Source organism: Pseudooceanicola profundus (assembly GCF_054919315.1).
In genome coordinates, this window is sequence record NZ_CM142898.1 from 607,541 (window position 1) to 630,782 (window position 23,242).

The window sequence follows — 23,242 nt, forward strand, 5'->3', positions numbered from 1 at the left end:
GGGGCTACATCTTGAAGACCGCGACGGCGCCCGCCGTTGAAATGGGGCGGGGAGCTGGGGGAAAGGGCAACGATGGGTCCCGGGACCGACACATCCACGGAAGCGACCGATTTCAGCGACGAGGCCTGGGTCAACGTGCTGGCCGCGGTGGACCGCACCTATGCCGATCTGGTCGCCCATCAGGAGCAGCTGGAACGGCAGGGCGAGGAGCTGCACGAGCTGCGCCGCTTCATCGCCTCGGTCCTCGACAGCGTCAGCGAGATCATGGCCGTGGTCGGCCGCGACGGCACCATCGAGGAGGTCAGCGCCTCGCTCTGCACCGTCACCGGGCGCGCGGCCTCCGACCTCGTGGGGCGTCCCGTGGCCGAGATCTTCCGCACCGAACGGGGCGAGGCCATCGCGAAAGCCCTGACCGACCTGCGCCTGACCCTCTCGAACACGCGGTTCGAGGCCAACGTGATCTCCACCGAGGGGCCCTCCCCCTTCGAGTTCACCCTCTCCGCCCGGATCAACGACCGGCACCGGCTGATCGGCGCCGTCCTCGTGGGCCGCCCGCTGGGAGAGCTGCGCCGCGCCTATTCCGAGCTGGAGGAAAGCCACCGCGCCCTGCAACAGGCGCAGATGCAGCTGGTGCGCAACGAGAAACTCGCCTCTCTGGGCCGCCTGCTGGCGGGCGTGGCCCATGAGCTGAACAACCCGATTTCCTTCGTCTATGCCAATGCCCATGCGCTTGAGCGTTACGTGGGCCGGTTCGAGACCTATTTCGACCGCGTCCAGTCCGGGGCCTCACGGGAGGAACTCGTCTCGCTGCGCGAGGAGCTGAAGCTCGACCGGGCCCTGCGCAACCTGCGGCAGGCCATCGACGGCGCCCGCGACGGGGCCGAACGGGTGCGCGACATCGTGGCCGACCTGCGGCGCCTCTCGGCGGAGGGCTCCGGCAATGTTTCGGCCTTCGATCTGGTGGAGCTGGCCCGCGTGGCTGCCCATTGGGTCGAGCGCGGGTCGAAGAGCGGCCTCACCACCAGTTTCACCGGCATGACCTCGTTGAAGGTGCAGGGCACGCCGGGGCATATCCAGCAGATCGTCATGAACCTGATCCAGAACGCCATGGATGCGGTGCAGGGCCACGACGATGCCGCCGTCAGCGTCGAGATCGGGGTCGAGAACGGCCGCGCCGTCGTTGCCGTGCGCGACACCGGCCCCGGCGTGGCGGAGGAAAACCGCGCGGCGATCTTCGACCCCTTCTTCACCACCAAGCCCGTGGGACAGGGCACCGGCCTCGGCCTCTCCATCAGCGCGAAGATCGCCGAGGAACACGGCGGCGCGCTGACGCTGGGCCCCGGGCCGGGGGGCGACTTCCGCCTCGCCCTGCCGCTTGGCACCGGGGCTGAGAGCGGGCCAGACAGCAAGACAGACGGCGGGCCCGAAACCGGAGATGATCCCGCCCGCACGGGCGACACGACAGGCACTCCTGACCGACCGGAGGACACGTGAACCTTCTGTGGCTTCAATCCGCAGGCTGCGGCGGCTGCACCATGTCGCTGCTCTGCGCCGAGGACCCGAATGTCTTCGACCTGCTGACCGACGCGGGTATCGACCTGCTCTGGCATCCCTCGATCTCGGTCGAGACCGGGGCCGAGGTGCGCCGCCTGCTGGCGCGGATCGAGGCAGGCGAAGAGACGCTCGACGTGCTCTGCGTCGAGGGCTCCATCGTGACCGGCCCCAAGGGCACCGGGCGCTATCACATGCTGGCGGGCACCGGGCGGCCCATGCTCGACTGGGTGCGCAGCCTCGCGCCGCTGGCCCGTGACGTGGTGGCCGTGGGCACCTGCGCGGCCTATGGCGGCGTGACCTCGGCGGGCGGCAACCCCGCCGGCGCCGTGGGGCTGGCCTATGACGGCAAGCTGAAAGGCGGCGCCCTGCCCGGCGATTTCCGCGCCCGGTCGGGGCGTCCGGTGATCAACGTTGCAGGCTGTCCGACCCACCCTGACTGGGTGACCGAAACGCTGCTGCTCTTGGCCGAGGACTGCCTCGCGGCAGAAGACCTCGACCCGCTGGGGCGGCCCCGTTTCTACGCCGACAACCTCGTGCACCACGCCTGCACCAAGAACGAGTTCTACGAATACAAGGCCTCGGCCCGCGAGCTGTCCGAGATGGGCTGCATGATGGAACACCTCGGCTGCGTCGGCACGCAGGCCCATGCCGATTGCAACATCCGGCCGTGGAACGGCTCCGGCTCCTGCACGCGGGGGAACTACCCCTGCATCAACTGCACCGCGCCCGAGTTCGAGGAACCCCGCCACCCCTTCACCGAGACGCCGACCCTCGCGGGCATTCCCATCGGGCTGCCCTCGGACATGCCCAAGGCGTGGTTCATGGCGCTGGCCTCGTTGTCCAAGGCCGCCACGCCGAAACGGATCGACGTGAACGCCCATTCCGACCGGCTGAAGATCCCCCCCGGCGCAGAGAAGAGCGGCAAATGAGCGAACGGCAACTTCTGGTCGGGCCCTTCAACCGGGTCGAGGGCGACCTCGAAATCAAGCTCGATATCCGCGACGGTCAGGTGGCCGCGGCCTATGCGAACTCGCCCCTCTTCCGCGGGTTCGAGATGATGCTGCCCGGCAAGGACCCGCGCGATGCGCTGACCCTGACGCCCCGGATCTGCGGCATCTGTTCGGTCAGCCAGTCGGCGGCGGCGGCCTTTGCCCTGGCCGAGGCCTCGGGCGCCCGGATGCCCGCACAAGGCGCGCTTGCAGCGGCAATCCTGCACGGGGTCGAGAACATGGCCGACCATGTGACCCATTTCCACCTCTTCTTCATGCCCGACTTCGCCCGCCCCGCCTATGCGGGCCGCGCCTGGCACGACCGCGCCGTGCAGCGCTTCACCGCGCTTCAGGGCAGCGCCGCCCGCGCCACCGCCGAGGCGCGCGCGCGGCTTTTCCACATCGCGGGCACGCTGGGGGGCAAATGGCCCCATACGCTGGCAATCCAGCCCGGCGGCGTCACCCGTGCGCCCGCCGCACAGGACCGGGTGCGGATGCTGGCCACGCTGCGCAGCTTCCGCCGTTACCTCGAAGACGGGCTCTTCGGTGCCCCGGTCGAAGCATTTGCCGACTTCTCCACCATCGCGGAGCTTGAGGCATGGGAGACGGGGGATGCCGGGCTCTTCATGGCGATCTCCGCCGATCTGGGGCTGCACCTCAGCGGCTTTGGCCCGCGGCGCTACCTCTCCTTCGGGGCCTATCCGCTGGAGGGCGGTCGCGCCATGGCCTCGGGCCTGTGGGACGACGGCACTGTCACCCCCTACGACGCCACCCAGATCACCGAGGACCTCAGCCACGCCTGGATGCTGGGGGACACCGCGCATCCGACCCAAGGCCAGACCCTGCCCGACGAGGACATGCGCGAGAGCGCCTACAGCTGGTGCAAGGCCCCACGCCTTGGCGGTCGCGTGACCGAGGTCGGGGCGCTCGCCCGGCAGGCCATCGACGGGCATCCGCTGGCGCAGGTGCTTGCCGCCGAAGGCTCCACCCGCGCCCGGATCGCGGGCCGCCTGCTGGAAATCGCCCGGTTGCAGCTGTTGCTGGAGGACTGGGCCCGTGCGCTCGACCCGGACGCGCGGTTCATGGGCGACCAGCCCACGGTCAAGGCCGGCACCGGTGCGGGGCTGGTCGAGGCCGCGCGCGGCTCGCTGGGCCACTGGCTGAAGATCGAGGGCGGGCGGATCGCCTCCTACCAGATCGTCGCGCCGACGACGTGGAACTTCTCGCCCCGCGACGCCACGGGCACGCCAGGCCCGGTGGAGATGGCGCTTGTGGGGGCCGAGGTGGCCGAGGGCGAGGAGACGCCGCTGTCGGTTCAGCATATCGTGCGCAGTTTCGACCCCTGCATGGTCTGCACGGTGCACTGAGGCCGCCCGCAATGACGCGCCCGCCCAAGACATCCGGCGAAACGCTGGCACCCGGCACCCCAAGAGACACGCTGGACGGCAGCGGCCCCGGTGGGACCGGCACCGGGACCGGCGCGCCGCAGGCCCGCCGCGCCGCTGCGCCGGACCGGATCGGCCCGCCTGACGCGGATCAGAGTTTACCCCCCTCGCACGACGCCGCCACAGCGCCCGAGACAGCGTTGCAGACCGCGCACCGCACCGGTGCGCGCGACAAAAGCGGCCTGCCACTGCCGCATGGGACCGCGCCCTCTGTGCCGGATACACCGCAGGCCCGCCGCATCCGGGTGCGTGGGCAGGTGCAGGGCGTGGGCTTTCGCCCCTTCGTCTGGCAGCTGGCGCGGCGCATGGGGCTGGCGGGCGAGGTGCTGAACGATGCCGAGGGCGTGCTGATCCATGTGAGCGGCCCGAACCTCGATGCCTTCGAGGCGGCGCTGCGTGCCGAGGCCCCGCCGCTGGCGCGCATCGACGCGGTGGAAAGCGCGGCGGCGGAAATGCCCGATTGCGAGGGGTTCATCATCGCCGCATCAGGCGCGGCAGGGGCCGAGACGCGGGTGACGCCCGACGCCGCCACCTGCCCCGCCTGCCTCGCCGAGGTCCGGACAGAGGGCCGCCGCGGAGGCTACGCCTTCACCAACTGCACCCTTTGCGGGCCGCGTTTCACCATCGTGACCGGCCTGCCCTACGACCGGGCGCAGACGACGATGGCGGCCTTCCCGCTCTGCCCCGCCTGCCGGGCGGAATACAACGATCCCGCCGACCGTCGCTTCCATGCACAGCCGGTGGCCTGCCCCGACTGCGGGCCAAAGGTCTGGCTGGAGGAGGCAGCCGCGCCGCAAGCCTCAGGCCCCGGCGCGCCCTCGGACGCCGGGGGCGCAGCCCATCGCACCGGACTGGAGCGCGCGCCTGCCTCCCGACCAGATGAGCGCCCCGCGCCCGCAGGGAGCCGTGAAGAGGCGCAGCACCCCGATCCCATCGCGCGGGCCGCGGCGCTGCTGACGTCGGGCCATATCCTCGCGATCAAGGGCCTCAGCGGGGTCCACCTCGCCTGCGACGCAACCAATGCCGAGGCCATCGCCCGGCTCCGCGCCCGCAAGCACCGCCCGTCCAAGCCCTTCGCCCTCATGGCCCCGCGCGACCTCATCCGCCGCCACGCCGCGCCGAGCGCCGAGGAAGAGGCCCGCCTTGCCGATCCCGCCGCGCCGATCCTGCTGCTGGAGAAGGCGGGCCAGCCCCTGCCCGAGACCCTCGCCCCCGGCCAATCCACGCTGGGCTGGATGCTGCCCGCCACGCCGCTGCACTGGCTGCTGGCCGATGCCGTGGGCCGGCCCATGGTGATGACATCCGGCAACCTTTCGGGCGCGCCCATGGCGATCCACAACGACGAGGCGCGCGAGATGCTGGCGCCCTTTGCCGATGCCTTCGTACTGCACGACCGGGACATCGCCCGCAGGCTGGACGACAGCGTCGAGCGCATCACCCCGCAGGGCCCGATGATCCTGCGCCGCGCCCGCGGTCGCGTGCCCGGCACCCTGCCGCTGCCCGAGGGCCTGCCCCATGCGCAGGTGCTGGCCGTGGGCGGGCAGATGAAGGCCGCGCTCTGCCTGACCAAAAATGGGCAGGCCCTGCTGGGCCACCACCTCGGCGACCTCGACGAGGCCCTGACGTGGCAGGCCTTCCTTCAGGCCGAGCGGGACTATACCCAGCTTTTCAATCACCGCCCGCAGGCCATGGCCTGTGACCTGCACCCCGGCTACCGCGCCACGCAGCACGCCCATGCCAGCTCCCTGCCGGTGATCGAGGTGGCGCATCACCACGCGCATCTCGCCGCCTGTCTGGCCGAAAACCTCTGGCCGCGCGACGGCGGGCCGGTGGCGGGGATCGTGCTGGATGGCACCGGGCTGGGGCCGGATGGCACGCTCTGGGGCGGGGAGCTGCTGCTGGGAGATTACGAGGGCTGCACCCGCGCCGCCCACCTGACGCCCGTCCCCCTGATCGGGGGCGACCGCGCCGCACAAGAGCCGTGGCGCAATGCGCTCGCCCGGCTGGATCAGGCAGGGATCGCGGCCGAGGCGCATCTGGCGGGGCATCCGTTGGCGCTCGCCCGGCAGGCGGCCCGGATGAACGCGCCGCTGTCGTCCTCGGCCGGACGGCTCTTCGACGCGGTGGCAGCCCTCCTCGGGCTCTGCCCCGCGCGGCAAAGTTTCGAGGGCGAGGCGGCCATGCGGCTTGAGGCCTTGGCCTGCCAGCCGGAGGGCCGCGCAGCGCTACAGGCTGGCGATCCGGGCTATGACTTCGGCAGCGGCCCGGGGATCGACCCTGCGCCGATGCTGCACGCCCTGCTCACCGACAAGAGCACCGATCCGATCCGCGCCGCGCGCTTCCATGCCGGTCTGGCGCGCGCCTTTGCCAGTCGAGCCCGGGCGCTCGTGGAGCGCGGTGAGGCGCGGGCCGTGGCACTTTCCGGCGGGTGCTACCAGAATGCGCTGCTGCTCGACCTCACGGCCCGGGCGCTCGCGGATTTGCCGCTCCTGCTTCATCGCGAAACGCCCGCGAACGACGGTGGGCTGGCGCTTGGACAGGCGGTGATCGCCCTGACGCGGCTGGAAAGCGCCTGACCACTGCCCCGGAGGCCACGGCTGCCGCCTGACCATACTGCGGACGCAGAAAGGCGGGCAATTTCAGCGCAAGCCCATGATCCAAAAGACATAAATCCACCTCAAGCCTGGCCGTGCTTTTCCCTCCGCACACCAAGGTATGCCGCTGCATGATGCCCGAACCAGCGCAGGGCCCCCGCCCGAATTCGGAGGAGACGCAGCTTGAGCCAGATCGAAACCTTCTACGACGTGATGCGCCGGCAGGGGATCACCCGCCGCAGCTTCATGAAATATTGTTCCCTGACCGCCGCCGCCCTCGGCCTCGGTCCCGCCTTCGTGCCCAAGATCGCCCACGCGATGGAAACGAAGCCCCGCACGCCCGTCATCTGGGTGCACGGCCTCGAATGCACCTGCTGCTCCGAGAGCTTCATCCGCTCGGCCCACCCGCTGGCCAAGGACGTCGTGCTGTCGATGATCAGCCTCGACTACGACGACACGCTGATGGCCGCCGCCGGACATCAGGCCGAAGCGGCGCTGGAAGAGACCATCGAGAAGTACAAGGGCAACTACATCCTCGCGGTCGAGGGCAACCCGCCCCTGAACGAGGACGGCATGTTCTGCATCGTCGGCGGCAAGCCCTTCGTCGAGCAGCTGCGCCACGCGGCCAAGGACGCCAAGGCGATCATCAGCTGGGGGGCCTGTGCCTCCTACGGTTGTGTTCAGGCGGCCAAGCCGAACCCGACCCGCGCCGTGCCGGTGCACAAGGTCATCACCGACAAGCCGATCATCAAGGTGCCCGGTTGCCCGCCGATCGCCGAGGTCATGACCGGCGTGATCACCTACATGCTGACCTTCGACCGCCTGCCCGAGCTTGACCGTCAGGGCCGCCCGGCGATGTTCTACGGCCAGCGGATCCACGACAAATGCTACCGCCGTCCGCATTTCGACGCCGGCCAGTTCGTCGAGGAATGGGACGACGAGAACGCGCGCAAGGGCTATTGCCTCTACAAGATGGGCTGCAAGGGCCCGACCACCTACAACGCCTGTTCCACCGTGCGCTGGAACGAGGGCGTCAGCTTCCCCATCCAGTCCGGCCACGGCTGCATCGGCTGTTCCGAGGACGGCTTCTGGGATCAGGGCAGCTTCTACAACCGTGTCACCGACCTGACCCAGTTCGGGGTCGAGAAGAACGCAGACCAGATCGGCCTTGCCGCCGCGGGCGTGGTGGGCGGCGGCATCGCGCTGCACGCCGCTGTCTCGGCGCTGAAATCCGCACAGAAGAAAACGCAGGACCGCATGTCCGCGCAGGAGGAGGTGTAAGCCATGGTCATCCAGACCCCCAATGGCTTCGAGCTGGACAATTCCGGCCGTCGCATCGTCGTCGATCCCGTCACCCGGATCGAAGGGCACATGCGCTGTGAGGTTAACGTCGACGATCAGGGCGTGATCCGCAACGCCGTCTCGACCGGGACCATGTGGCGCGGGCTTGAGGTCATCCTCAAGGGCCGCGATCCGCGCGACGCATGGGCCTTCACCGAACGCATCTGCGGCGTCTGCACCGGGACGCACGCGCTGACCTCGGTCCGCTCGGTCGAGGATGCGCTTGGCATCCAGATCCCCGACAACGCGAACTCGATCCGCAACCTGATGCAGCTGGCGCTGCAAATCCACGACCACGTGGTGCACTTCTACCACCTGCATGCGCTCGACTGGGTGAACCCGATCAATGCGCTGAAGGCCGACCCCAAGGCCACCAGCGAATTGCAGCAGATGGTCGGGCCAAACCACCCGCTGTCCTCGCCCGGGTACTTCCGGGACGTGCAGAACCGGCTGAAGAAATTCGTGGAAAGCGGCCAGCTGGGCCTGTTCAAGAACGGCTACTGGGACAACCCGGCCTATCGCCTGCCCCCCGAGGCGGACCTGATGGCCACGACCCACTACCTCGAGGCGCTCGACCTGCAAAAGGAGATCGTGAAGGTCCATACGATCTTTGGCGGCAAGAACCCCCATCCCAACTGGCTGGTGGGCGGCGTGCCCTGTCCGATCAATGTCCATTCCGCGGGCGCGGTCGGCGCGATCAACATGGAGCGGCTGAACATGGTTCAGTCGATCATCCAGCAATCGCTCGACTTCAACCGCAACGTCTATATCCCGGACGTGATCGCCATCGGCGGGTTCTACAAGAACTGGCTCTACGGCGGCGGGCTCTCCTCGCAGGCCTGCCTCGCCTATGGCGATATCCCCGAGCATCCCAACGATTTCAGCCCCGAGCAGCTGCACCTGCCGCGCGGCGCGATCATCAACGGCGACCTCTCGGTCGTGCATGACGTCGATCCGCGCGATCCGGAGCAGATCCAGGAGTTCGTGGACCATTCGTGGTACACCTATGGTGAGCCGGGCAAGGGTCTGCACCCCTGGGATGGCGTGACCGAGGCACAGTACGAACTGGGCCCCAACGCCAAGGGCACCAAGACCAACATTCAGGAGCTCGACGAGGCCGCGAAATATTCGTGGATCAAGGCGCCGCGCTGGAAGGGTCACGCGATGGAGGTGGGTCCGCTGGCCCGCTACATCATCGGCTATGCCAAGGGGCACGAGGACATCAAGGATCAGGTCGACGGGCTGCTGCGCGCGATGGACCTGCCCTTCGATGCGATCTTCTCGACGCTGGGGCGCACCGCCGCCCGCGCGCTGGAATCGGAATACTGCTCGCGCCTGCAGCAGCATTTCTTCGACAAGCTGATCACCAACATCAAGAACGGCGACGAGAGCACGGCCAACATCGAGAAGTGGGATCCCTCCACATGGCCCAAGGAAGCCATGGGCGTGGGCATGACCGAGGCGCCGCGCGGCGCGCTCGGCCACTGGATCAAGATCAAGGACGGGCGGATCGAGAACTACCAATGCGTCGTGCCGACCACATGGAACGGCAGCCCGCGCGACACCTCCGGCAACATCGGGTCCTTCGAGGCCAGCCTGATGAACACGCCGATGGAGCGCCCGGAGGAGCCGGTCGAGATCCTGCGCACCCTGCACAGCTTCGACCCCTGCCTTGCCTGCTCGACCCACGTGATGTCGCCGGACGGCGAGGAACTGACCACCGTCAAGGTGCGCTGAGGGAGGAGACCATGATGACCCATCTGAGCAAAGGCGCGGCGATCACCGCCGCACTCGCCACGCTGCCGCTGGCGGCACGGGCCCACGGGCTGCATGAGGCGACCCACGACGAGGCGAGCCACCTCGCGGCCCACCTCGGGCCGCTGGCCCTGCTGGCGGCCGTGGGCGTCGCCGCCTATCTGCTGATCCGCCGCCGGGAGGGGGGCAAATGACCAGCCCCTCCCCCAAGGCCGCGCGGCTCACCGGGGATGCGACCGAGGCCGATCACGCGACGATCCGGCGCGACACCAGCGTCTACGTCTACGAGGCCCCGGTCCGGCTGTGGCACTGGATCAACGCCGCCGCGATCCTGGTCCTGATCGTGACCGGCTGGTTCATCGGGTCGCCGCCGCCCTCGATGCAGATCGCCGAGGCGACGCACCAGTTCGTCTTCGGCTATATCCGCTTTGCCCATTTCGCCGCCGGCATGATCATGACCGTGGGCTTCTTCGGGCGCATCTACTGGGCCTTCGTGGGCAACCACCACGCCAAGCAGATGTTCATCCTGCCGCTGCACCGGAAGGCGTGGTGGGCCGAGGTCTGGCACGAGATGAAGTGGTATGCCTTCCTCGAGAAGACACCCAAGAAATACGTGGGCCACAACCCGCTGGCACAGATCGCCATGTTCTTCTTCATGACCGTGGGGCTCAGCTTCATGATCGTGACCGGCATGGCGCTCTATGCCGAGGGCGCGCAGCAGGGCAGCATCTTCGACCTCGTGTTCGGCCCGCTGCGGGACTGGATCGGCAATTCGATGGTGCTGCACCAGCTGCATCACCTCGGGATGTACGCGATCCTGATCTTCATGATGATCCACATCTACGCCGCGATCCGCGAGGACATCATGTCCCGGCAGTCGATGGTTTCGACCATGATCTCGGGCACGCGGACCTTCAAGGACGACGAGGACTGAGACCCACTTTTAAGGTGTGAGACAGGGCGGGCTTCGGCCCGCCCTTTTGCTTTGCTGCCGGCGCACGAGCAGCCTTCCGTCACCCGGCAACATCGTCACCGACCACCACCCGCGCGGGACAAGGCCGCAGGCCGCCGCGCATCGCCGGCGCGCCCCCACGCGGCGGCGATTTGGTGAGGCTAGGTGGTCCCTTGAGAAGGAGCGGCGAGCTTGGCTGCCATTAAGTGGCGGCCAGAGAGGTCTGGATCGCCTCCGCGCGCGCCGGCAATGCGCGCCTCCCCTCCCGGTTCAGGGCGCGCAGGAAAGGCGAAAAATCGTGCCTCCGTGGCAAGTTAGTGATCAGAACGGCAGGCCATAGCGGCGCCAGAATGGCGACGCCAAACCGCATCATGGAAATTAAATATCCGCACAACCGATCACATTGGATACAATACTTCCACAACGCCACTTGCCGCGACGCAGCAAAATCCACATAAACGATTTAAACTCAAATGCTTGCATAAAATACACCGCAAACTCAGGAATCGCTGCGGAGGCCCGCCGCCAAGCCTATGTTCGGTTTCAGCAGAGACCGGAAAGCAGGCTGCCAAGGCTCGCACCGGTCACGCCACGAAGGGAGGGACATCATGGCGCACAAGGCGCTTATCCTGGGCATCGGTAACGTGCTTTGGGCAGACGAAGGCTTCGGCGTGCGATGCGTCGAACATGTCGCCCGCACGCTGGCCTACGGGCCGGAGGTCGCCATTCTCGACGGCGGAACGCAGGGGCTCTACCTGCTGCCCTTCCTCGAGGAGGTCGACATCATGGTGGTCTTCGACGCGGTGGATTACGGCCTGCCCCCCGGCACGATGAAGGTGGTCGAGGGTGACGAGGTTCCCGCGTTCATGGGCGCCAAGAAGATGTCCCTGCACCAGACCGGGTTTCAGGACGTGATCGCCACGGCCCAGCTGATGGGCTACTGCCCGGACCAGATCGTGCTGATCGGCTGCCAGCCAGTGGAGCTGGAGGATTTCGGCGGGGGCCTGCGCCCGCAGACCGCCGCCCGCATCCCCGAGGCCGTGGCCATCGCCCGCGACTGGTTGGCCGCGCGCGGCATCACTGCCACCGAGGGCCAGACCGCAACCAACGACCTGGCCGATCCGGCGCTGCACCGCGACGTCTACGAAGGCGGTCGCCCGTCGGAGGAGGTGGCCTGCCGGATCGGGGATGCGCGCTTCTTCCCGGCGGCGGAATAGGCCCATGTGTCTTGGCATCCCGATGAAGATCCTCTCGGTCGACGGTATCGCGGCCACGGCCCTCGACGGGGACCGCGAGGAGTTGATCGACCTGTCGCTCACCGGCCCGCTGGCCCCCGGCACATGGGTGCTGACCTTCCTCGGCACCGCCCGCGAGGTCATCACATGGGACGAGGCGCGGCTGATCCGCGACGCGCTCGGCGGGCTGCGCAGCCTGATGGAGGGCGGCGATCTTGGCGATGCCTTTGCCGATCTCGACGCCCGCAGCCCCAGCCTGCCCCCCCACCTCGCCGCGGCCGCCGCCGCGGGCAAGACGACCGCCTGAGGAGACCCCGATGTCCGCACCGCAACACCCGCTCGTCACGCGCCTGACGGCCGAGATGGGCTATCCCGTCCTCACCGACTGGGCCGCGCTCGAAAGCTTCGCCGAGGCGCCCGGCGCCCATGTCGTCTTTGTGCCCGGCGAGGCGGCCCGCAATCTTGAGACGCCCGACGTGGCGATCATCCTGCCCGAGCTGCACATCGCCTTCCAGCGCGCCTTCGACTGCGCCGTGGCGGGCGACGAGATCGAGACCCGCCTGCGCGAGGAGACCCGCGTGCTCAAGACGCCCTCGCTGATCTTCTTCCGTGACGGGGTCTGTGTCGGCGGCATCGCCCGCGTGCGCGACTGGGACGATTACATCGCGCGGATCCCGCGCATCCTCGCGGCACAGCCCACAGCCCACGAAGAGGAGGCCTGAGATGCAGAACTTCCACCTGCCCCCGACCGGCTACGGCCCCGGCTCCCAACCCGAGGCCGAGGACGGCAAGGAACTGGAATACATGCAGCTGCCGCAGGACATGCGCACCTACACCGCGCATCTGCCCGAGGTGGAGCATGCGCCCAAGGGCGCGCTCGACCTGCTGGCGCAGCTGGCCGATGCGGCGGATCGCGTGGCCGAAGGCGGCGCGGCGGAACGCTTCGACCTTTCGACGCTGGATGCCGCCAGCCGCCGCGTGCTGGCCGAGACGCTGGGCGAAGGCGAAGTGGCCGTGAAGGTGCGCGGCATCCCCGCCCTGCGCGTTCAGGAAAGCGTCTTTGCCGGCGTCTGGGTCCTCTCCGCCGTTGGCGTCGATGCGGTCGAGGTGGCGCAAGTGCCCACCGATGCGCTGACGCGCGCCCATGAGCCTGTCCGCCCCGGCACGGGTGACAAACCAGGCGCGGGTGTGGTGAACGCGCCCTCGCTGCTGGCGGAGCTGACGGAGCAGTCCGCCAATCCGCAGGCGCCGCTGCATGTGATCAACCTGTCGCTACTGCCGCATACGGAAGAGGATCTTGCGTGGCTGGAAGCGCGCCTCGGGGAGGGCTCCGTCGACATCCTCTCGCGCGGCTATGGCAACTGCCGCATCCGTGCGACCGCCCTGCCCCGGACGTGGCACGTGCAGTTCTACAACTCGACCGATCAGCTGATCCTCGACACCTACGAGATCACGCCCATGCCCGAGGTGGTGCTGGCCGCCCGCGAGGACCTGTCCGACAGCGCGGAACGTATCCGCGAAGTGGCGGAGGCGATCCGGTGAAGACGACCTTCGAAGGCTCCTTCCTTGGCGCGATGGACAAGATCAGCCCGCAGGCCGTGATGGAATGCAAGGTCTGCTGGACGCCCTACGACCCAGCAGAGGGCGACGACAGCCGCCAGATCGACGCGGGCACGCCCTTCACGGCGCTGCCCGGGGACTGGTCCTGCCCGACCTGCTCGGCCCCCAAGGAACAGTTCATGGTGCTGGAAGACCCCGGCGCCGATGCCCTGCGCGAGGCCACGCGGATCAACGCCGCCACCGCCCGGCTGGTCGATGACTTCACCGAGGTCTGGCATTCCAAGATGCGCGACGTGCCGCTGGTGAACAAGGCGCTGCACGTGGAGGCCGTGGGCTTCCGCCTCTGGGAAGGGCAATTCCTCGGCGTGCTGATCTCGCCCTGGTTCATGAACCTCGTGCTGATGCCCGATGGCGACAGCTGGGATCACCTGACCGCCGGCGCGAAGGAGGTGATCGCCTTCCCCTCGGGCGATTACGAGTTCATCCACAACAGCCGCCCCGCCACCGGGGGCTACAAGGCCTGTTCGCTCTTCTCTCCGATGGGGGATTTCCAGCGCCACAAGGATGCCACCGACGTGGCCCGCGCCGTGATGGCCGCGCTCTTCGACCCCGGGAACCGGGCCGAGACCGACCGCAGCACCGACATCCGGGCCGCGCGGGAAGAGGAGATCGCCACCATCGCCGCCGCCGAGGCCGCAGAGGCCGAAGCGGAGGCCCCCTCCGCCATGGGCCATGCGCCCACGCGCCGCGCCGTGCTGACCGCCGGGCTCGCCTCCGATCCCGACACGACCGACACCCCCGAGACCTCTTCCGAGACGTCTTCCAAGATAGGCGCGCGCGCAGGAGCGCCCGCCGAATGAGCAAGGCCGCCGCCTCCCTCCGTCCTCCTCTCCCGCTGCGTGTCGACAGCGGGCCGCGCCTCCCCGTGGCTCGCATGGTCATTGGCCGCTCCGTGGGGGAGGCGGCGGCTTTGCTTCCGCGTCTCTTTGCGCTCTGCCGCGCCGCGCAGGGGGCCGCCGTTGCCGCGGCCCTCGGGCAGCCCGCCGATGCCGATGGCATCCGGCAGGAGGTGATCCGCGATCACCTGATGAAATTCCACCTCGGCCTGCCGCGGCTGATGCAGATGCCCGCCGTACGCCTGCCCGATGACTGGCAGACCGACCGCGCCGCCGTGGCGCAGGCCGTCTTCGGCCCCGCGGGCCGGGCACCGGACAGTGCCGGGGCGCTGGCGGCCTTCCTCGTCTCGGGCCACGGCGTGGCCCCGGTTCTGGCGCGGCTCGCCAGCCTGTTTTCCCCCGGCGAGGCCGTGGCCGAGGGCCTGCCCGCCGTCAGTGCCCGCACCATCTGGGGCAAAGCCCCGGTCGAGAATTCCGTGGCCGCCCGCCATGTCGCGCATCCGGCGCTGACCGGTCTGGCACAGCGCCACGGGCGCGGGCCGCTCTGGCGCGCCGCGGCCCGGCTTTACGACATCGAGGCCGCGCTGACGGGCAGCCTGCCGCCCGCACAGGCGCCTGTTCCGGGTGAGGGTCTGGTGCCTGCCGCGCGCGGCGCCTATGCCATGCGGATCGGCACAAGCGATGGCGTGGTCACGCATTTCGCCCGCGTCACCCCCACGGACAGCCTGCTGGCCGAGGGCGGTGTACTGGAACGCAGCCTTGCCACGCTGCCCGCCGATCGTGCCCTTCTGGGCGGCCTGCTGCTGGAGGTCCTCGACCCCTGCAGCCCCGTGAAACTGGTTCAGCCGGAGGCGGCCAATGCATGAGATGTCGCTGTGCGAGGGCATACGACGGGTGGTGGACAGCGCCGCCGCCGCGCCCGACATTTCCCGCGTCACCCGCGTGCGCCTGACCGTCGGCCGCTTTGCCGGGGTCGAGAAGCCCGCGCTGCAGTTCGCATGGGACGTGGTGATGCGCGGCTCCAAGGCCGAAGGCGCGACACTCGAGATCATAGACCTGCCGGGCCGCGCGCTCTGCTATGACTGCATGACGGAGGTGGGGATCGACAACCGGCTCGATCCCTGCCCCGACTGCGGCGGCGGGAAACTTCTGCCCCAGGGGGGCGACGAATTGCAGATCAAGGATATGGAGGTCATCTGATGTGCACGGTTTGCGGATGCAGCGGATCCACCGTCGAAGGGCATGAGCATGGCCACAGCCACGGGCATTCCGATGGGCACTCCCACGGTCATGATCACGGGCACGGTCACGCTCATGACCATGGGCATCATCACCACCAGTCCCACGGTCACGGCCATTCCCACCACCAGTCCCACGGCGACATCCACTTCGGTCAGGGCATCGCCGGCACCGAGGTGCCGGGCATGTCGCAGGAACGGCTGATCGAGATCGAGACCGGCATCCTGTCGCAAAACGACCGCTACGCCGCGGACAACCGCGCACGCCTTGCGGCGCAGGGGGTCTATGCCGTCAACCTCGTCTCCTCGCCCGGGTCGGGCAAGACGACGCTGCTCTGCGCCACGATCCGCGCGATGGCGGGGGCGCAAATGGGCGACGTGGCCGTCATCGAGGGCGACCAGCAGACCACCAATGACGCCGACCGCATCCGCGAGACCGGCGCGCCCGCCGTGCAGGTCAACACCGGCAAGGGCTGTCACCTCGACGGGCACATGGTGGGCCACGCGATGGAGCACCTGCACCTGCACGACGCCTCCACCCTCTTCATCGAGAATGTCGGCAACCTCGTCTGCCCCGCGGCCTTCGATCTGGGCGAAGATGCCAAGGTCGCCATCCTCTCGGTCACCGAGGGCGAGGACAAGCCGCTGAAATACCCCGATATGTTCACGGCCGCACGGCTTGCGCTGCTCAACAAGGTCGACCTTGCGCCCCATTGCGATGTGGACCTCGACCTCTACGAGGCGAACCTCAAGCGGGTGAACCCGCTGATCGAGGTGATCCGCGTCTCGGCCCGCACCGGCGAGGGTCTGCCCGAGTGGCTGGACTGGCTGGCGCGCAACGCCGCCGCCAAACGCGGCACGACGGAGAAGGCAGCGGAATAATGGCCGAGACCCTGCCCACCATCCTCGTCATCGACGACGAGCCCCATTCCGTCGCCGCCATGCGGATGGCGCTGGAGGACGATTTCACCGTCCTCGAAGCCTATGACGCCGATGCGGCCTGGCGCCTGATGGAAGAGCATTGGGTTCAGGTCGTGATCTCGGACCAGCGGATGCCGGGCAAGACCGGGATCGAACTGCTGACCGAGGTGCGCGACCGCTGGCCCGAAACCGTGCGCATCATCGTCACCGGCTACACCGAGACCGGCGACATGATCCAGGCGATCAACGACGCAGGGATCTACCAGTTCATCACCAAGCCGTGGCACCCCGACCAGTTGCTGATGGCGGTCAAGAACGCGGCCTCGCTCTTTGAACTGGCCCGCGATCACGAACGCATGACGCTGGAAATGCGCTATCTCGGCACCGCCGCCAATGCGCGCACGCAGGAACGGCGCGAGTTGCTGCAAGCCGGGCTTGGCTTTGACAAGGTGCTGCGTGGGCCGAACTCGTCGCTGAACGGCACCATTGCACTCGCCCGGCATTTCGCCAGCTTCGACGTGCCCGTGTTGATCACCGGCGAGCCGGGCACCGGCAAGACCGACCTTGCCCGCGCGATCCACTACGGCTCACTGCGGGCGGACCGCCCCTTCCACGAGATCAACTGCGCGGGCCTCGACGATACGGCCCTTGCGGCGGAGCTCTTTGGCGCGCGGCGCGGGGCCCTGCCCGGCCAGACGCAGGCCCGCGCGGGCCTGCTGCAAAAGGCCGACCGGGGCACGATCTTCCTCAACGGGGTCGACACGCTGTCGCGCGACATGCAGATGGCCCTGCTGCGGGTGGCCACCTCGGGCGCGTTCCAGCCCATCGGCAGCCATGAACAGCTGACGACCTCCGCGCGGATCATCACCGGCAGCCATGTGGACCTGCGCGGCGCGGTGGCCGAGGGCGCGTTCCGCAACGACCTCTACTATGCGCTTGCCGTGACAGAGCTGACGATCCCGCCGCTGCGGGCGCGCGCCGACGACATCCCGCTGCTGGCGGAACGCTTCGTGCAGGAGGCGGCAAGCGAACACGGCAAGCCGGTGCGCGGCCTGTCCAGCGAGGCGCTGCTCTTCCTCGAAGCCTACGACTGGCCCGGCAACCTGCCCGAACTGCGCAACGAGGTGACGCGGATGCTGATCCTCGCGCAGGAGGTCACGCTGGGGGCCGAGCTGATCTCGCGCCACATCCTGCAATCGCGCGATCCGCGCGCGGGCGAGCGCCAGCCGCTGCCCGATTTCAGCCAGATGGACGGCACGCTCAAGGACCGCGTCGAGATGATCGAGATGCGCATCCTTGGCGAGACGCTGACCCGGATGAAGTGGAACAAGTCCCGCGCCGCGGCCGAACTGGGCCTGTCCCGGGTCGGCCTGCGCGCCAAGCTCGACCGTTACGGGATCGAGCCTCACGCCACGGTTTCAGAGGAGGAGTAGCCATGTGTCTGGGAATTCCCGGCCAGATCACAGCGATCACCGACGCCGCCCGCCAGATGGGCATGGCCGAGGTCTCGGGCGTGCGCCGCGAGGTGAGCCTCGCCCCGGTGGTCACCGGCCCGCTTGAGGACCTCGTGGGGGAATGGGTGCTGATCCACGTGGGCTTTGCCATGGCCGTCATCGACGAACACGAGGCCGCCGAGACGCTGGAGGCGCTGCGCGCGCTTGGCGAGGCGCAGGAGGCGCTGGAGCAGATGGCCGAGGGCGACCGCGCCCTCGCAGGGAGGGGCTGACCATGCGCTATGTCGAGGAATTCCGCGACCCCAAGGCCGCGAAGGCCCTGATCGCCGCCATCGGCGCCATGGCCGACCGTCTGGGCGCCACCAAGACAGAGCCGGTGCGCATCATGGAGATCTGCGGCGGGCACACCCACGCGATCTTCCGCTACGGGCTCGACAAGCTGGTGCACGAGGGGATCGAGTTCATCCACGGCCCCGGCTGCCCGGTCTGCGTCCTGCCCATGGCGCGCGTCGACGAATGCGTCGAGATCGCCGAGAAGCCGGAAGTGATCTTCACCACATTCGGCGATGCCATGCGCGTGCCCGGCACCAGGAAATCGCTCTTGCAGGCCAAGGCCGATGGCGCGGATGTGCGCACCGTCTATTCTCCGCTCGACGCGCTGGAGCTGGCGCGGCGCAATCCGGACCGGGAGGTGGTCTTCTTCGGCCTCGGCTTCGAGACGACGACGCCCTCGACCGCGCTCTCGATCCAGCAGGCCGCGCGCGAGGGGCTGACCAACTTCTCGGTCTTCTGCAACCACATCACCGTGCCGCCGCCGATCAAGGCGCTGCTGGACGACCCGCATATGGTGCTCGACGGGTTCGTCGGGCCGGGGCATGTCTCGATGGTGATCGGCATCCACCCGCTGGATTTCGTGGCCGACGACTATGGCAAGCCGCTGGTCGTGGCCGGGTTCGAACCGCTGGACCTGCTGCAATCGGTGCTCATGGTGCTGACGCAACTGGCCGAGGGCCGCGCCGAGATCGAAAACCAATATGCCCGCGTGGTGCCCGAGCACGGAAATGCCGTCAGCCTTGCCGCGATCGAGGACGTCTACGAGAAGCGCCCCAGCTTCGAATGGCGCGGGCTGGGAGAGATCGACGCCAGCGGGCTGCGCATCCGTGCCGCCTACCGCCCGTGGGACGCCGAGGAGAAGTTCGGCATCGGCTATGCCAAGGCGGGCGGCCGCGCCCCCACACCGGAGCCCGAGGGCTGTGCCTGCGGGTCCGTCATGACGGGCCGGATGAAGCCGACGCACTGCCCGCAGTTTGGCCGGGGCTGCACCCCTGACACGCCGCTCGGCGCGCTGATGGTCAGCTCCGAAGGGGCCTGCGCGGCCTATTGGACCTATGGCGGGGCCCGTCTGTCGGTGGAGGCTGCGGAATGAACATGTCTGCCAAACCCTCCCGCCTGCGCGATGCGCGGGTGACGCTGGCCCATGGCGGCGGCGGGCGTGCCATGCGCGACCTGATCGAAGAGGTCTTCACGGACGTCTTCCAGCCGCCCGGCTCGGAAGATCAGGCGCGGCTGATGGATGCCGCCCTGCAGGCCCCCGGCGCACGGCTCGCCTTCACCACCGACAGTTTCGTGGTCACCCCGGTGGAATTTCCCGGCGGCGACATCGGCAAGCTGGCGGTCTGCGGCACGGTCAATGACCTCGCCGTGGGGGGGGCCAGGCCGCTGTGGCTGTCGGCGGCCTTCATCATCGAGGAAGGCACCGAGATCGCGCTGCTGCGCCGGATCGTCGCCTCCATGGCGCGCGAGGCGGCGGCGGCGGGCGTGCGCATCGTCACCGGAGACACCAAGGTTGTGGGCCGGGGGGCCTGTGACACGGTCTTCGTCACAACCTCGGGCGTGGGCGTCATCCCGGCGGGCCGCGACATGGCCGCGGAGGACATCCGCGAGGGCGACGTGGTGATCGTGAACGGGGTGCTGGGCGATCACGGGGCAACGATCCTTGCCGCGCGCGGCGATCTGGCGCTCTCCACCCCGCTGGAAAGCGACTGCCAGAGCCTCAACCACCTGATCGAGGCGGTTCTGGCCGCCGCGCCGGGCACGCGCGCGGCACGTGACGCGACCCGTGGCGGGCTGGCCTCGACCCTGAACGAGATGGCCGAGGCGGCGGGCGTGACCGTGACGCTGGAGGAAGAGGCCCTGCCGCTGCGCGCGGAGGTGAAGGGCATGTGCGAGATCCTCGGGCTGGACCCGCTCTATCTCGCGAACGAGGGAACGCTGGCGCTCTTCGTGCCGGCGGATCAGGCGCAGGCGGCGCTGGAGGCGATGCAGGCCATGGACGCAGGCCGGACAGCCGCAATCGTGGGCCGGGCGGGCCCGCGCGGCCCGGTCCCCGTGGTGCTGAGGACGGCCTTCGGCGGGCAGCGGATCGTGGACATGCTCGTCGGTGAGCAGCTGCCACGGATCTGCTGAGGCGGGTCCTTCGGGACAGGCCTGCGCAGGACGGAGCCGCCCGGCGCATCCACCGGGCGGCTCCTGACGTTCTCACTTGCGGTATCCGCGCCATGCCCGGCCGGTGCAGGCGTCAGTCCCGGCCCCAGTTTTCACGGCTGGAGCGCGCCAGCAGGCCCACGGCCACCAGCCCCACGAGGATCACGAGGATGGCCGCCGGGGCCGCCTGCCCCAGCCGTTCGAGGCTGGCCTGCTCATGCACCCGGGTCGCCAGCGTGTCGTAGTTGAAGGGCCGCAGCAGCAGCGTGGCGGGCAGTTCCTTCACGCAATCCACGAAGACCAGCAGCAGCGCCGAGGCCAGGGTGCCCCGGATCAGCGGGAAGTAGACCGCCCCCAGCACGTTGCGGTGGCTGCGCCCGAGCGAGCGCGCGGCCATGGGCAGCGAGGGCGACACCCGCCCCATGGCGGCGTCCGAGGCCCCCTGCGCGATGGCGAAGAAGCGCACGCAATAGGCCAGCACCAGAGCGAAGGCCGAGCCGGTGAGGATCAGGCCGATGTCCACGCCCAACGTGCCCTCGACGAAATCCGCCAGCCCGTGATCCAGCTGCGCCAGCGGGATCAGGATGCCCACCCCCAGCACCGCGCCGGGCGCGGCATAGCCGATCGTCGTCACCGGCATCAGCAGGCGCGGCAGGCGGCGCCCCGACAGGCGCACGCCGTAGACGAGGAAGACCGCCGCCAGCACCGTCAGCACCGCCGCGATGCCGCCCACCGTCAGGGTGTTGAGAAGCGCGCTCAGCAGCGCCGGGTCGGTCCAGGCGCCCGCATGGTCCACCGCGTGGCTGAGGATCACGCCCGCCGGCAGCACGAAGCCCGCGAGGACCGGCAGCGCGCAGAGCGCTGTCGCGGCCCATGCCGTCGGGCCGGTCAGGGCCACGCGGGTCACGGGCCGGTGGCGGCTGCCGAGGTTGTAGAACTTGCTGCGCCGGCGCGAGCCCTTCTCGAGCAGCACCAGCAGGATCACCATGGCAAGGATCACGCAGGCGATCTGCGCCGCGCCGCTGGCATTGTTCCCGTCGAGCCACGTGGAGAAGATGCCGGTGGTCAGCGTCTGGACCGCGAAGTAATCCACCGTGCCGAAATCGTTGATCGTCTCCATCATCACCACGGCGACACCGGCGGCGATGGCGGGACGGGCCAGCGGCAGGCCGATCCGGCGGAACCGGGCGAAGGGCCCCGCGCCGAGCGAGCGGGCCACTTCCTCGCCGCCGCCCGACTGCTCGCGGAAGGCCGCGCGGGTCAGCAGGTAGACGTAAGGGTAGAGCGCTGCGGAGAGCACGAGGATCGCGGCGCCCAGCGAGCGGATCTCGGGGAACCAGTAGTCCCGCGCCGTCTTCCAGCCCATCAGCCCGCGCAGCCACGTCTGCACCGGGCCCGCGTATTCCAGCAGGTCCACCAGCGCATAGGCCCCGACATAGGCCGGGATTGCCAGCGGCAGCAGCAGCAGCCACTCCAGCCAGCGATCGGCCGGGAAGCGGTAGCGCGTGACGATCCATGCCGCCCCGCTGCCCACCATGGCGGTCAGCAGACCGACCGATCCCATAAGGATCAGCGTGTTCCTGAGATAGCGCGGCAGCGTCGTCTGGATCAGGTGCGGCCAGATATTGGCCGAGGTCGGTGTCAGGGCAATCCAGAGCACCGAAAGGATCGGCAGGATCACGATCACCGCGATGAGCACCGCCCCCGCCGACCATGGCGAAGGCCAGCCGCGCAGGCGGCGGCCCGGCGCGTCGGGGCGGGGCCCGTGAGAGCTTGGATCGTGGGGTTGCGGCGACACGTTCGAGACCATGCATCCGTCTAGCCGCAATCCGCTTTCCCTGTCCAGCGCAGGGCTCTATCCTGCGCCGAGGTACGTGTAGGTTCAGGACGACAGATGCAGATCATTCTTCACGCAGGCGCCCATGCAACGGACGAGGACCGGCTGATGAAGACCCTGCTGCGCAACAAGCAGGATTTCCTGCAGCGCGGTGTCCTGATCCCCGGCCCCTCCAAGTACCGCCGCCTGCTGCGCGATGCGCTGCACGGTCTGGCCTATGCGCCGCCCACGCTGGGGGCGCGCGGCATCCTTCTGGACGCGATCCTCGAGGAGGAGGAAGGCAGCCGCATGGTGCTGTCGAACGACAACTTCTTCTGCGTGCCCAAGCTGGCGGTGGGGCCCGGCGGGCTCTACCCGATGGCGGAAGAGAAGCTGCGCCAGTTCTGCGCGCTCTTCCCCGAGGACGAGATCCATCTCTTCCTCGCGCTGCGCAACCCCGCCACCTTCCTGCCCGCGCTCTTCAACCTCGCGCCCGATGACGACCTCGCGGCCTTCCTGTCGGGCTATGACCCGATGCAGCTGCGCTGGTCCGACCTGATCGAGCGCATCCAGGGCTACGTGCCGCGGCTGAAGCTGACGGTCTGGAGCAACGAGGACACGCCCTTCCTCTGGGCCCAGATCATCCGCGCCATGGCCGACCTGCCGACCGGGCAGAAGATCACCGGCGGCTTCGACCTGCTGACCGAGATCATGAGCCGCGAGGGGATGCAGCGGTTCCGTGCCTACCTGAAGGCGCATCCCAACCTGAACGATCCCCAGAAGCACCGGGTCATGGCGGCCTTCCTCGACAAATACGCGCTGGAGGGCGCGCTGGAGGAGGAACTGGACCTGCCCGGCTGGGACGAGCAACTGATCGAGGACCTGACCGAGGAATACGACGCCGACTGTGCCCGCATCGCGGCGATGGAAGGCGTGCGGTTCCTGTCGACCTGAGAGCCCCGGCGCGGCCGGGGGCCAGACAGGCAGAGCCCGGCAAGGGGGGCCAGA

The 23,242-nt window shown here is 68.9% G+C and carries 22 protein-coding genes; 21 read left to right on the forward strand and 1 reads right to left on the reverse strand.

All coding sequences use genetic code 11. The features are described 5' to 3' along the window. The first annotated feature begins 72 nt into the window (after positions 1-72). The 20 genes from ACX9MO_RS02700 (at position 73) to hypE (ending at position 20,400) form a co-directional block, all read left to right on the forward strand. Positions 73-1,494, forward strand: coding sequence for a sensor histidine kinase (locus tag ACX9MO_RS02700; protein ID WP_462213461.1), 1,422 nt, complete (start codon positions 73-75; stop codon positions 1,492-1,494). Then, the gene (locus ACX9MO_RS02705; RefSeq protein ID WP_462213462.1) at positions 1,491-2,483 is read left to right on the forward strand and encodes an NADH-quinone oxidoreductase subunit B family protein; all 993 of its coding nucleotides are present in this window, start codon (positions 1,491-1,493) and stop codon (positions 2,481-2,483) included. Before ACX9MO_RS02700 ends, ACX9MO_RS02705 begins: the two co-directional genes overlap by 4 nt. Then, positions 2,480-3,910 (forward strand): nickel-dependent hydrogenase large subunit, encoded by a 1,431-nt coding sequence (locus tag ACX9MO_RS02710; RefSeq protein WP_462213463.1) that lies wholly within the window; start codon positions 2,480-2,482, stop codon positions 3,908-3,910. The genes ACX9MO_RS02705 and ACX9MO_RS02710 overlap by 4 nt, the downstream gene beginning before the upstream one ends. Before the next feature lie 11 nt (positions 3,911-3,921). Continuing rightward, positions 3,922-6,564 carry a carbamoyltransferase HypF gene (gene hypF / locus ACX9MO_RS02715; RefSeq protein WP_462213464.1) on the forward strand — a complete coding sequence of 881 codons (2,643 nt, stop codon included), beginning with the start codon at positions 3,922-3,924 and terminating at the stop codon, positions 6,562-6,564. Positions 6,565-6,765: 201 nt separating this feature from the next. Next, positions 6,766-7,863 (forward strand): hydrogenase small subunit, encoded by a 1,098-nt coding sequence (locus ACX9MO_RS02720; RefSeq protein ID WP_462213465.1) that lies wholly within the window; start codon positions 6,766-6,768, stop codon positions 7,861-7,863. 3 nt (positions 7,864-7,866) lie between these two features. Then, entirely contained in the window at positions 7,867-9,660 is a 1,794-nt protein-coding gene (locus ACX9MO_RS02725) for a nickel-dependent hydrogenase large subunit (RefSeq protein ID WP_462213466.1), read from the forward strand. Between the two features lie 14 nt (positions 9,661-9,674). Beyond that, complete coding sequence (locus ACX9MO_RS02730) at positions 9,675-9,872, forward strand: hypothetical protein (protein WP_462213467.1); 198 nt, start codon at positions 9,675-9,677, stop codon at positions 9,870-9,872. Further along, the gene (gene cybH / locus ACX9MO_RS02735) at positions 9,869-10,612 is read left to right on the forward strand and encodes a Ni/Fe-hydrogenase, b-type cytochrome subunit (protein ID WP_462213468.1); all 744 of its coding nucleotides are present in this window, start codon (positions 9,869-9,871) and stop codon (positions 10,610-10,612) included. The genes ACX9MO_RS02730 and cybH overlap by 4 nt, the downstream gene beginning before the upstream one ends. Before the next feature lie 626 nt (positions 10,613-11,238). Further along, the gene (locus tag ACX9MO_RS02740; RefSeq protein ID WP_462213469.1) at positions 11,239-11,847 is read left to right on the forward strand and encodes a HyaD/HybD family hydrogenase maturation endopeptidase; all 609 of its coding nucleotides are present in this window, start codon (positions 11,239-11,241) and stop codon (positions 11,845-11,847) included. A 4-nt stretch (positions 11,848-11,851) separates the two neighbouring features. Continuing rightward, entirely contained in the window at positions 11,852-12,172 is a 321-nt protein-coding gene (locus ACX9MO_RS02745) for a HypC/HybG/HupF family hydrogenase formation chaperone (RefSeq protein ID WP_462213470.1), read from the forward strand. A gap of 10 nt (positions 12,173-12,182) precedes the next feature. Further along, positions 12,183-12,587: a thioredoxin domain-containing protein gene (locus tag ACX9MO_RS02750; RefSeq protein WP_462213471.1), complete on the forward strand. Its 405-nt coding sequence runs from the start codon at positions 12,183-12,185 to the stop codon at positions 12,585-12,587. A gap of 1 nt (position 12,588) precedes the next feature. Then, the gene (locus ACX9MO_RS02755; protein WP_462213472.1) at positions 12,589-13,407 is read left to right on the forward strand and encodes a hydrogenase expression/formation protein; all 819 of its coding nucleotides are present in this window, start codon (positions 12,589-12,591) and stop codon (positions 13,405-13,407) included. A gap of 32 nt (positions 13,408-13,439) precedes the next feature. Then, on the forward strand, positions 13,440-14,285 hold the full coding sequence (gene hybE / locus ACX9MO_RS02760; RefSeq protein WP_462214495.1) for a [NiFe]-hydrogenase assembly chaperone HybE: 846 nt from the start codon (positions 13,440-13,442) through the stop codon (positions 14,283-14,285). A gap of 110 nt (positions 14,286-14,395) precedes the next feature. Next, positions 14,396-15,187 carry a hydrogenase expression/formation protein HupK gene (locus ACX9MO_RS02765; RefSeq protein WP_462213473.1) on the forward strand — a complete coding sequence of 264 codons (792 nt, stop codon included), beginning with the start codon at positions 14,396-14,398 and terminating at the stop codon, positions 15,185-15,187. Next, positions 15,180-15,521 (forward strand): hydrogenase maturation nickel metallochaperone HypA, encoded by a 342-nt coding sequence (hypA, locus tag ACX9MO_RS02770; RefSeq protein ID WP_462213474.1) that lies wholly within the window; start codon positions 15,180-15,182, stop codon positions 15,519-15,521. Before ACX9MO_RS02765 ends, hypA begins: the two co-directional genes overlap by 8 nt. Beyond that, on the forward strand, positions 15,521-16,441 hold the full coding sequence (hypB, locus tag ACX9MO_RS02775; RefSeq protein WP_462213475.1) for a hydrogenase nickel incorporation protein HypB: 921 nt from the start codon (positions 15,521-15,523) through the stop codon (positions 16,439-16,441). Before hypA ends, hypB begins: the two co-directional genes overlap by 1 nt. Next, positions 16,441-17,913: a sigma-54-dependent transcriptional regulator gene (locus ACX9MO_RS02780; RefSeq protein WP_222492420.1), complete on the forward strand. Its 1,473-nt coding sequence runs from the start codon at positions 16,441-16,443 to the stop codon at positions 17,911-17,913. Before hypB ends, ACX9MO_RS02780 begins: the two co-directional genes overlap by 1 nt. Positions 17,914-17,915: 2 nt before the next feature. Next, positions 17,916-18,206: a HypC/HybG/HupF family hydrogenase formation chaperone gene (gene hypC / locus ACX9MO_RS02785; RefSeq protein ID WP_462213476.1), complete on the forward strand. Its 291-nt coding sequence runs from the start codon at positions 17,916-17,918 to the stop codon at positions 18,204-18,206. Between the two features lie 2 nt (positions 18,207-18,208). Continuing rightward, the gene (gene hypD, locus ACX9MO_RS02790; RefSeq protein WP_462213477.1) at positions 18,209-19,360 is read left to right on the forward strand and encodes a hydrogenase formation protein HypD; all 1,152 of its coding nucleotides are present in this window, start codon (positions 18,209-18,211) and stop codon (positions 19,358-19,360) included. After that, entirely contained in the window at positions 19,357-20,400 is a 1,044-nt protein-coding gene (gene hypE / locus ACX9MO_RS02795; protein WP_462213478.1) for a hydrogenase expression/formation protein HypE, read from the forward strand. The genes hypD and hypE overlap by 4 nt, the downstream gene beginning before the upstream one ends. A 112-nt stretch (positions 20,401-20,512) precedes the next feature. Here the strand turns inward: hypE and ACX9MO_RS02800 are convergent, their stop codons facing one another. Next, the gene (locus ACX9MO_RS02800) at positions 20,513-22,228 is read right to left on the reverse strand and encodes an ABC transporter permease (protein WP_462213479.1); all 1,716 of its coding nucleotides are present in this window, start codon (positions 22,226-22,228) and stop codon (positions 20,513-20,515) included. A gap of 84 nt (positions 22,229-22,312) precedes the next feature. Here ACX9MO_RS02800 and ACX9MO_RS02805 point away from each other — a divergent pair, with 84 nt between their 5' ends. Next, positions 22,313-23,188, forward strand: a complete 876-nt coding sequence (locus ACX9MO_RS02805; protein WP_462213480.1) for a hypothetical protein — start codon at positions 22,313-22,315, stop codon at positions 23,186-23,188. Positions 23,189-23,242: the final 54 nt, after the last annotated feature.

What these genes read in the sequence shown, in the direction of transcription:
- ACX9MO_RS02700 (WP_462213461.1), top strand. Translation starts at nt 73, where the DNA reads ATGGGTCCCGGGACCGACACATCCACGGAAGCGACCGATTTCAGCGAC.
- ACX9MO_RS02710 (WP_462213463.1), top strand. Translation starts at nt 2,480, where the DNA reads ATGAGCGAACGGCAACTTCTGGTCGGGCCCTTCAACCGGGTCGAGGGC.
- hypF (WP_462213464.1), top strand. Translation starts at nt 3,922, where the DNA reads ATGACGCGCCCGCCCAAGACATCCGGCGAAACGCTGGCACCCGGCACC.
- ACX9MO_RS02725 (WP_462213466.1), top strand. Translation starts at nt 7,867, where the DNA reads ATGGTCATCCAGACCCCCAATGGCTTCGAGCTGGACAATTCCGGCCGT.
- ACX9MO_RS02730 (WP_462213467.1), top strand. Translation starts at nt 9,675, where the DNA reads ATGACCCATCTGAGCAAAGGCGCGGCGATCACCGCCGCACTCGCCACG.
- cybH (WP_462213468.1), top strand. Translation starts at nt 9,869, where the DNA reads ATGACCAGCCCCTCCCCCAAGGCCGCGCGGCTCACCGGGGATGCGACC.
- ACX9MO_RS02740 (WP_462213469.1), top strand. Translation starts at nt 11,239, where the DNA reads ATGGCGCACAAGGCGCTTATCCTGGGCATCGGTAACGTGCTTTGGGCA.
- ACX9MO_RS02745 (WP_462213470.1), top strand. Translation starts at nt 11,852, where the DNA reads ATGTGTCTTGGCATCCCGATGAAGATCCTCTCGGTCGACGGTATCGCG.
- ACX9MO_RS02750 (WP_462213471.1), top strand. Translation starts at nt 12,183, where the DNA reads ATGTCCGCACCGCAACACCCGCTCGTCACGCGCCTGACGGCCGAGATG.
- ACX9MO_RS02755 (WP_462213472.1), top strand. Translation starts at nt 12,589, where the DNA reads ATGCAGAACTTCCACCTGCCCCCGACCGGCTACGGCCCCGGCTCCCAA.
- hybE (WP_462214495.1), top strand. Translation starts at nt 13,440, where the DNA reads ATGGACAAGATCAGCCCGCAGGCCGTGATGGAATGCAAGGTCTGCTGG.
- hypA (WP_462213474.1), top strand. Translation starts at nt 15,180, where the DNA reads ATGCATGAGATGTCGCTGTGCGAGGGCATACGACGGGTGGTGGACAGC.
- hypB (WP_462213475.1), top strand. Translation starts at nt 15,521, where the DNA reads ATGTGCACGGTTTGCGGATGCAGCGGATCCACCGTCGAAGGGCATGAG.
- ACX9MO_RS02780 (WP_222492420.1), top strand. Translation starts at nt 16,441, where the DNA reads ATGGCCGAGACCCTGCCCACCATCCTCGTCATCGACGACGAGCCCCAT.
- hypC (WP_462213476.1), top strand. Translation starts at nt 17,916, where the DNA reads ATGTGTCTGGGAATTCCCGGCCAGATCACAGCGATCACCGACGCCGCC.
- hypD (WP_462213477.1), top strand. Translation starts at nt 18,209, where the DNA reads ATGCGCTATGTCGAGGAATTCCGCGACCCCAAGGCCGCGAAGGCCCTG.
- hypE (WP_462213478.1), top strand. Translation starts at nt 19,357, where the DNA reads ATGAACATGTCTGCCAAACCCTCCCGCCTGCGCGATGCGCGGGTGACG.
- ACX9MO_RS02800 (WP_462213479.1), bottom strand. Translation starts at nt 22,228, where the DNA reads ATGGTCTCGAACGTGTCGCCGCAACCCCACGATCCAAGCTCTCACGGG.
- ACX9MO_RS02805 (WP_462213480.1), top strand. Translation starts at nt 22,313, where the DNA reads ATGCAGATCATTCTTCACGCAGGCGCCCATGCAACGGACGAGGACCGG.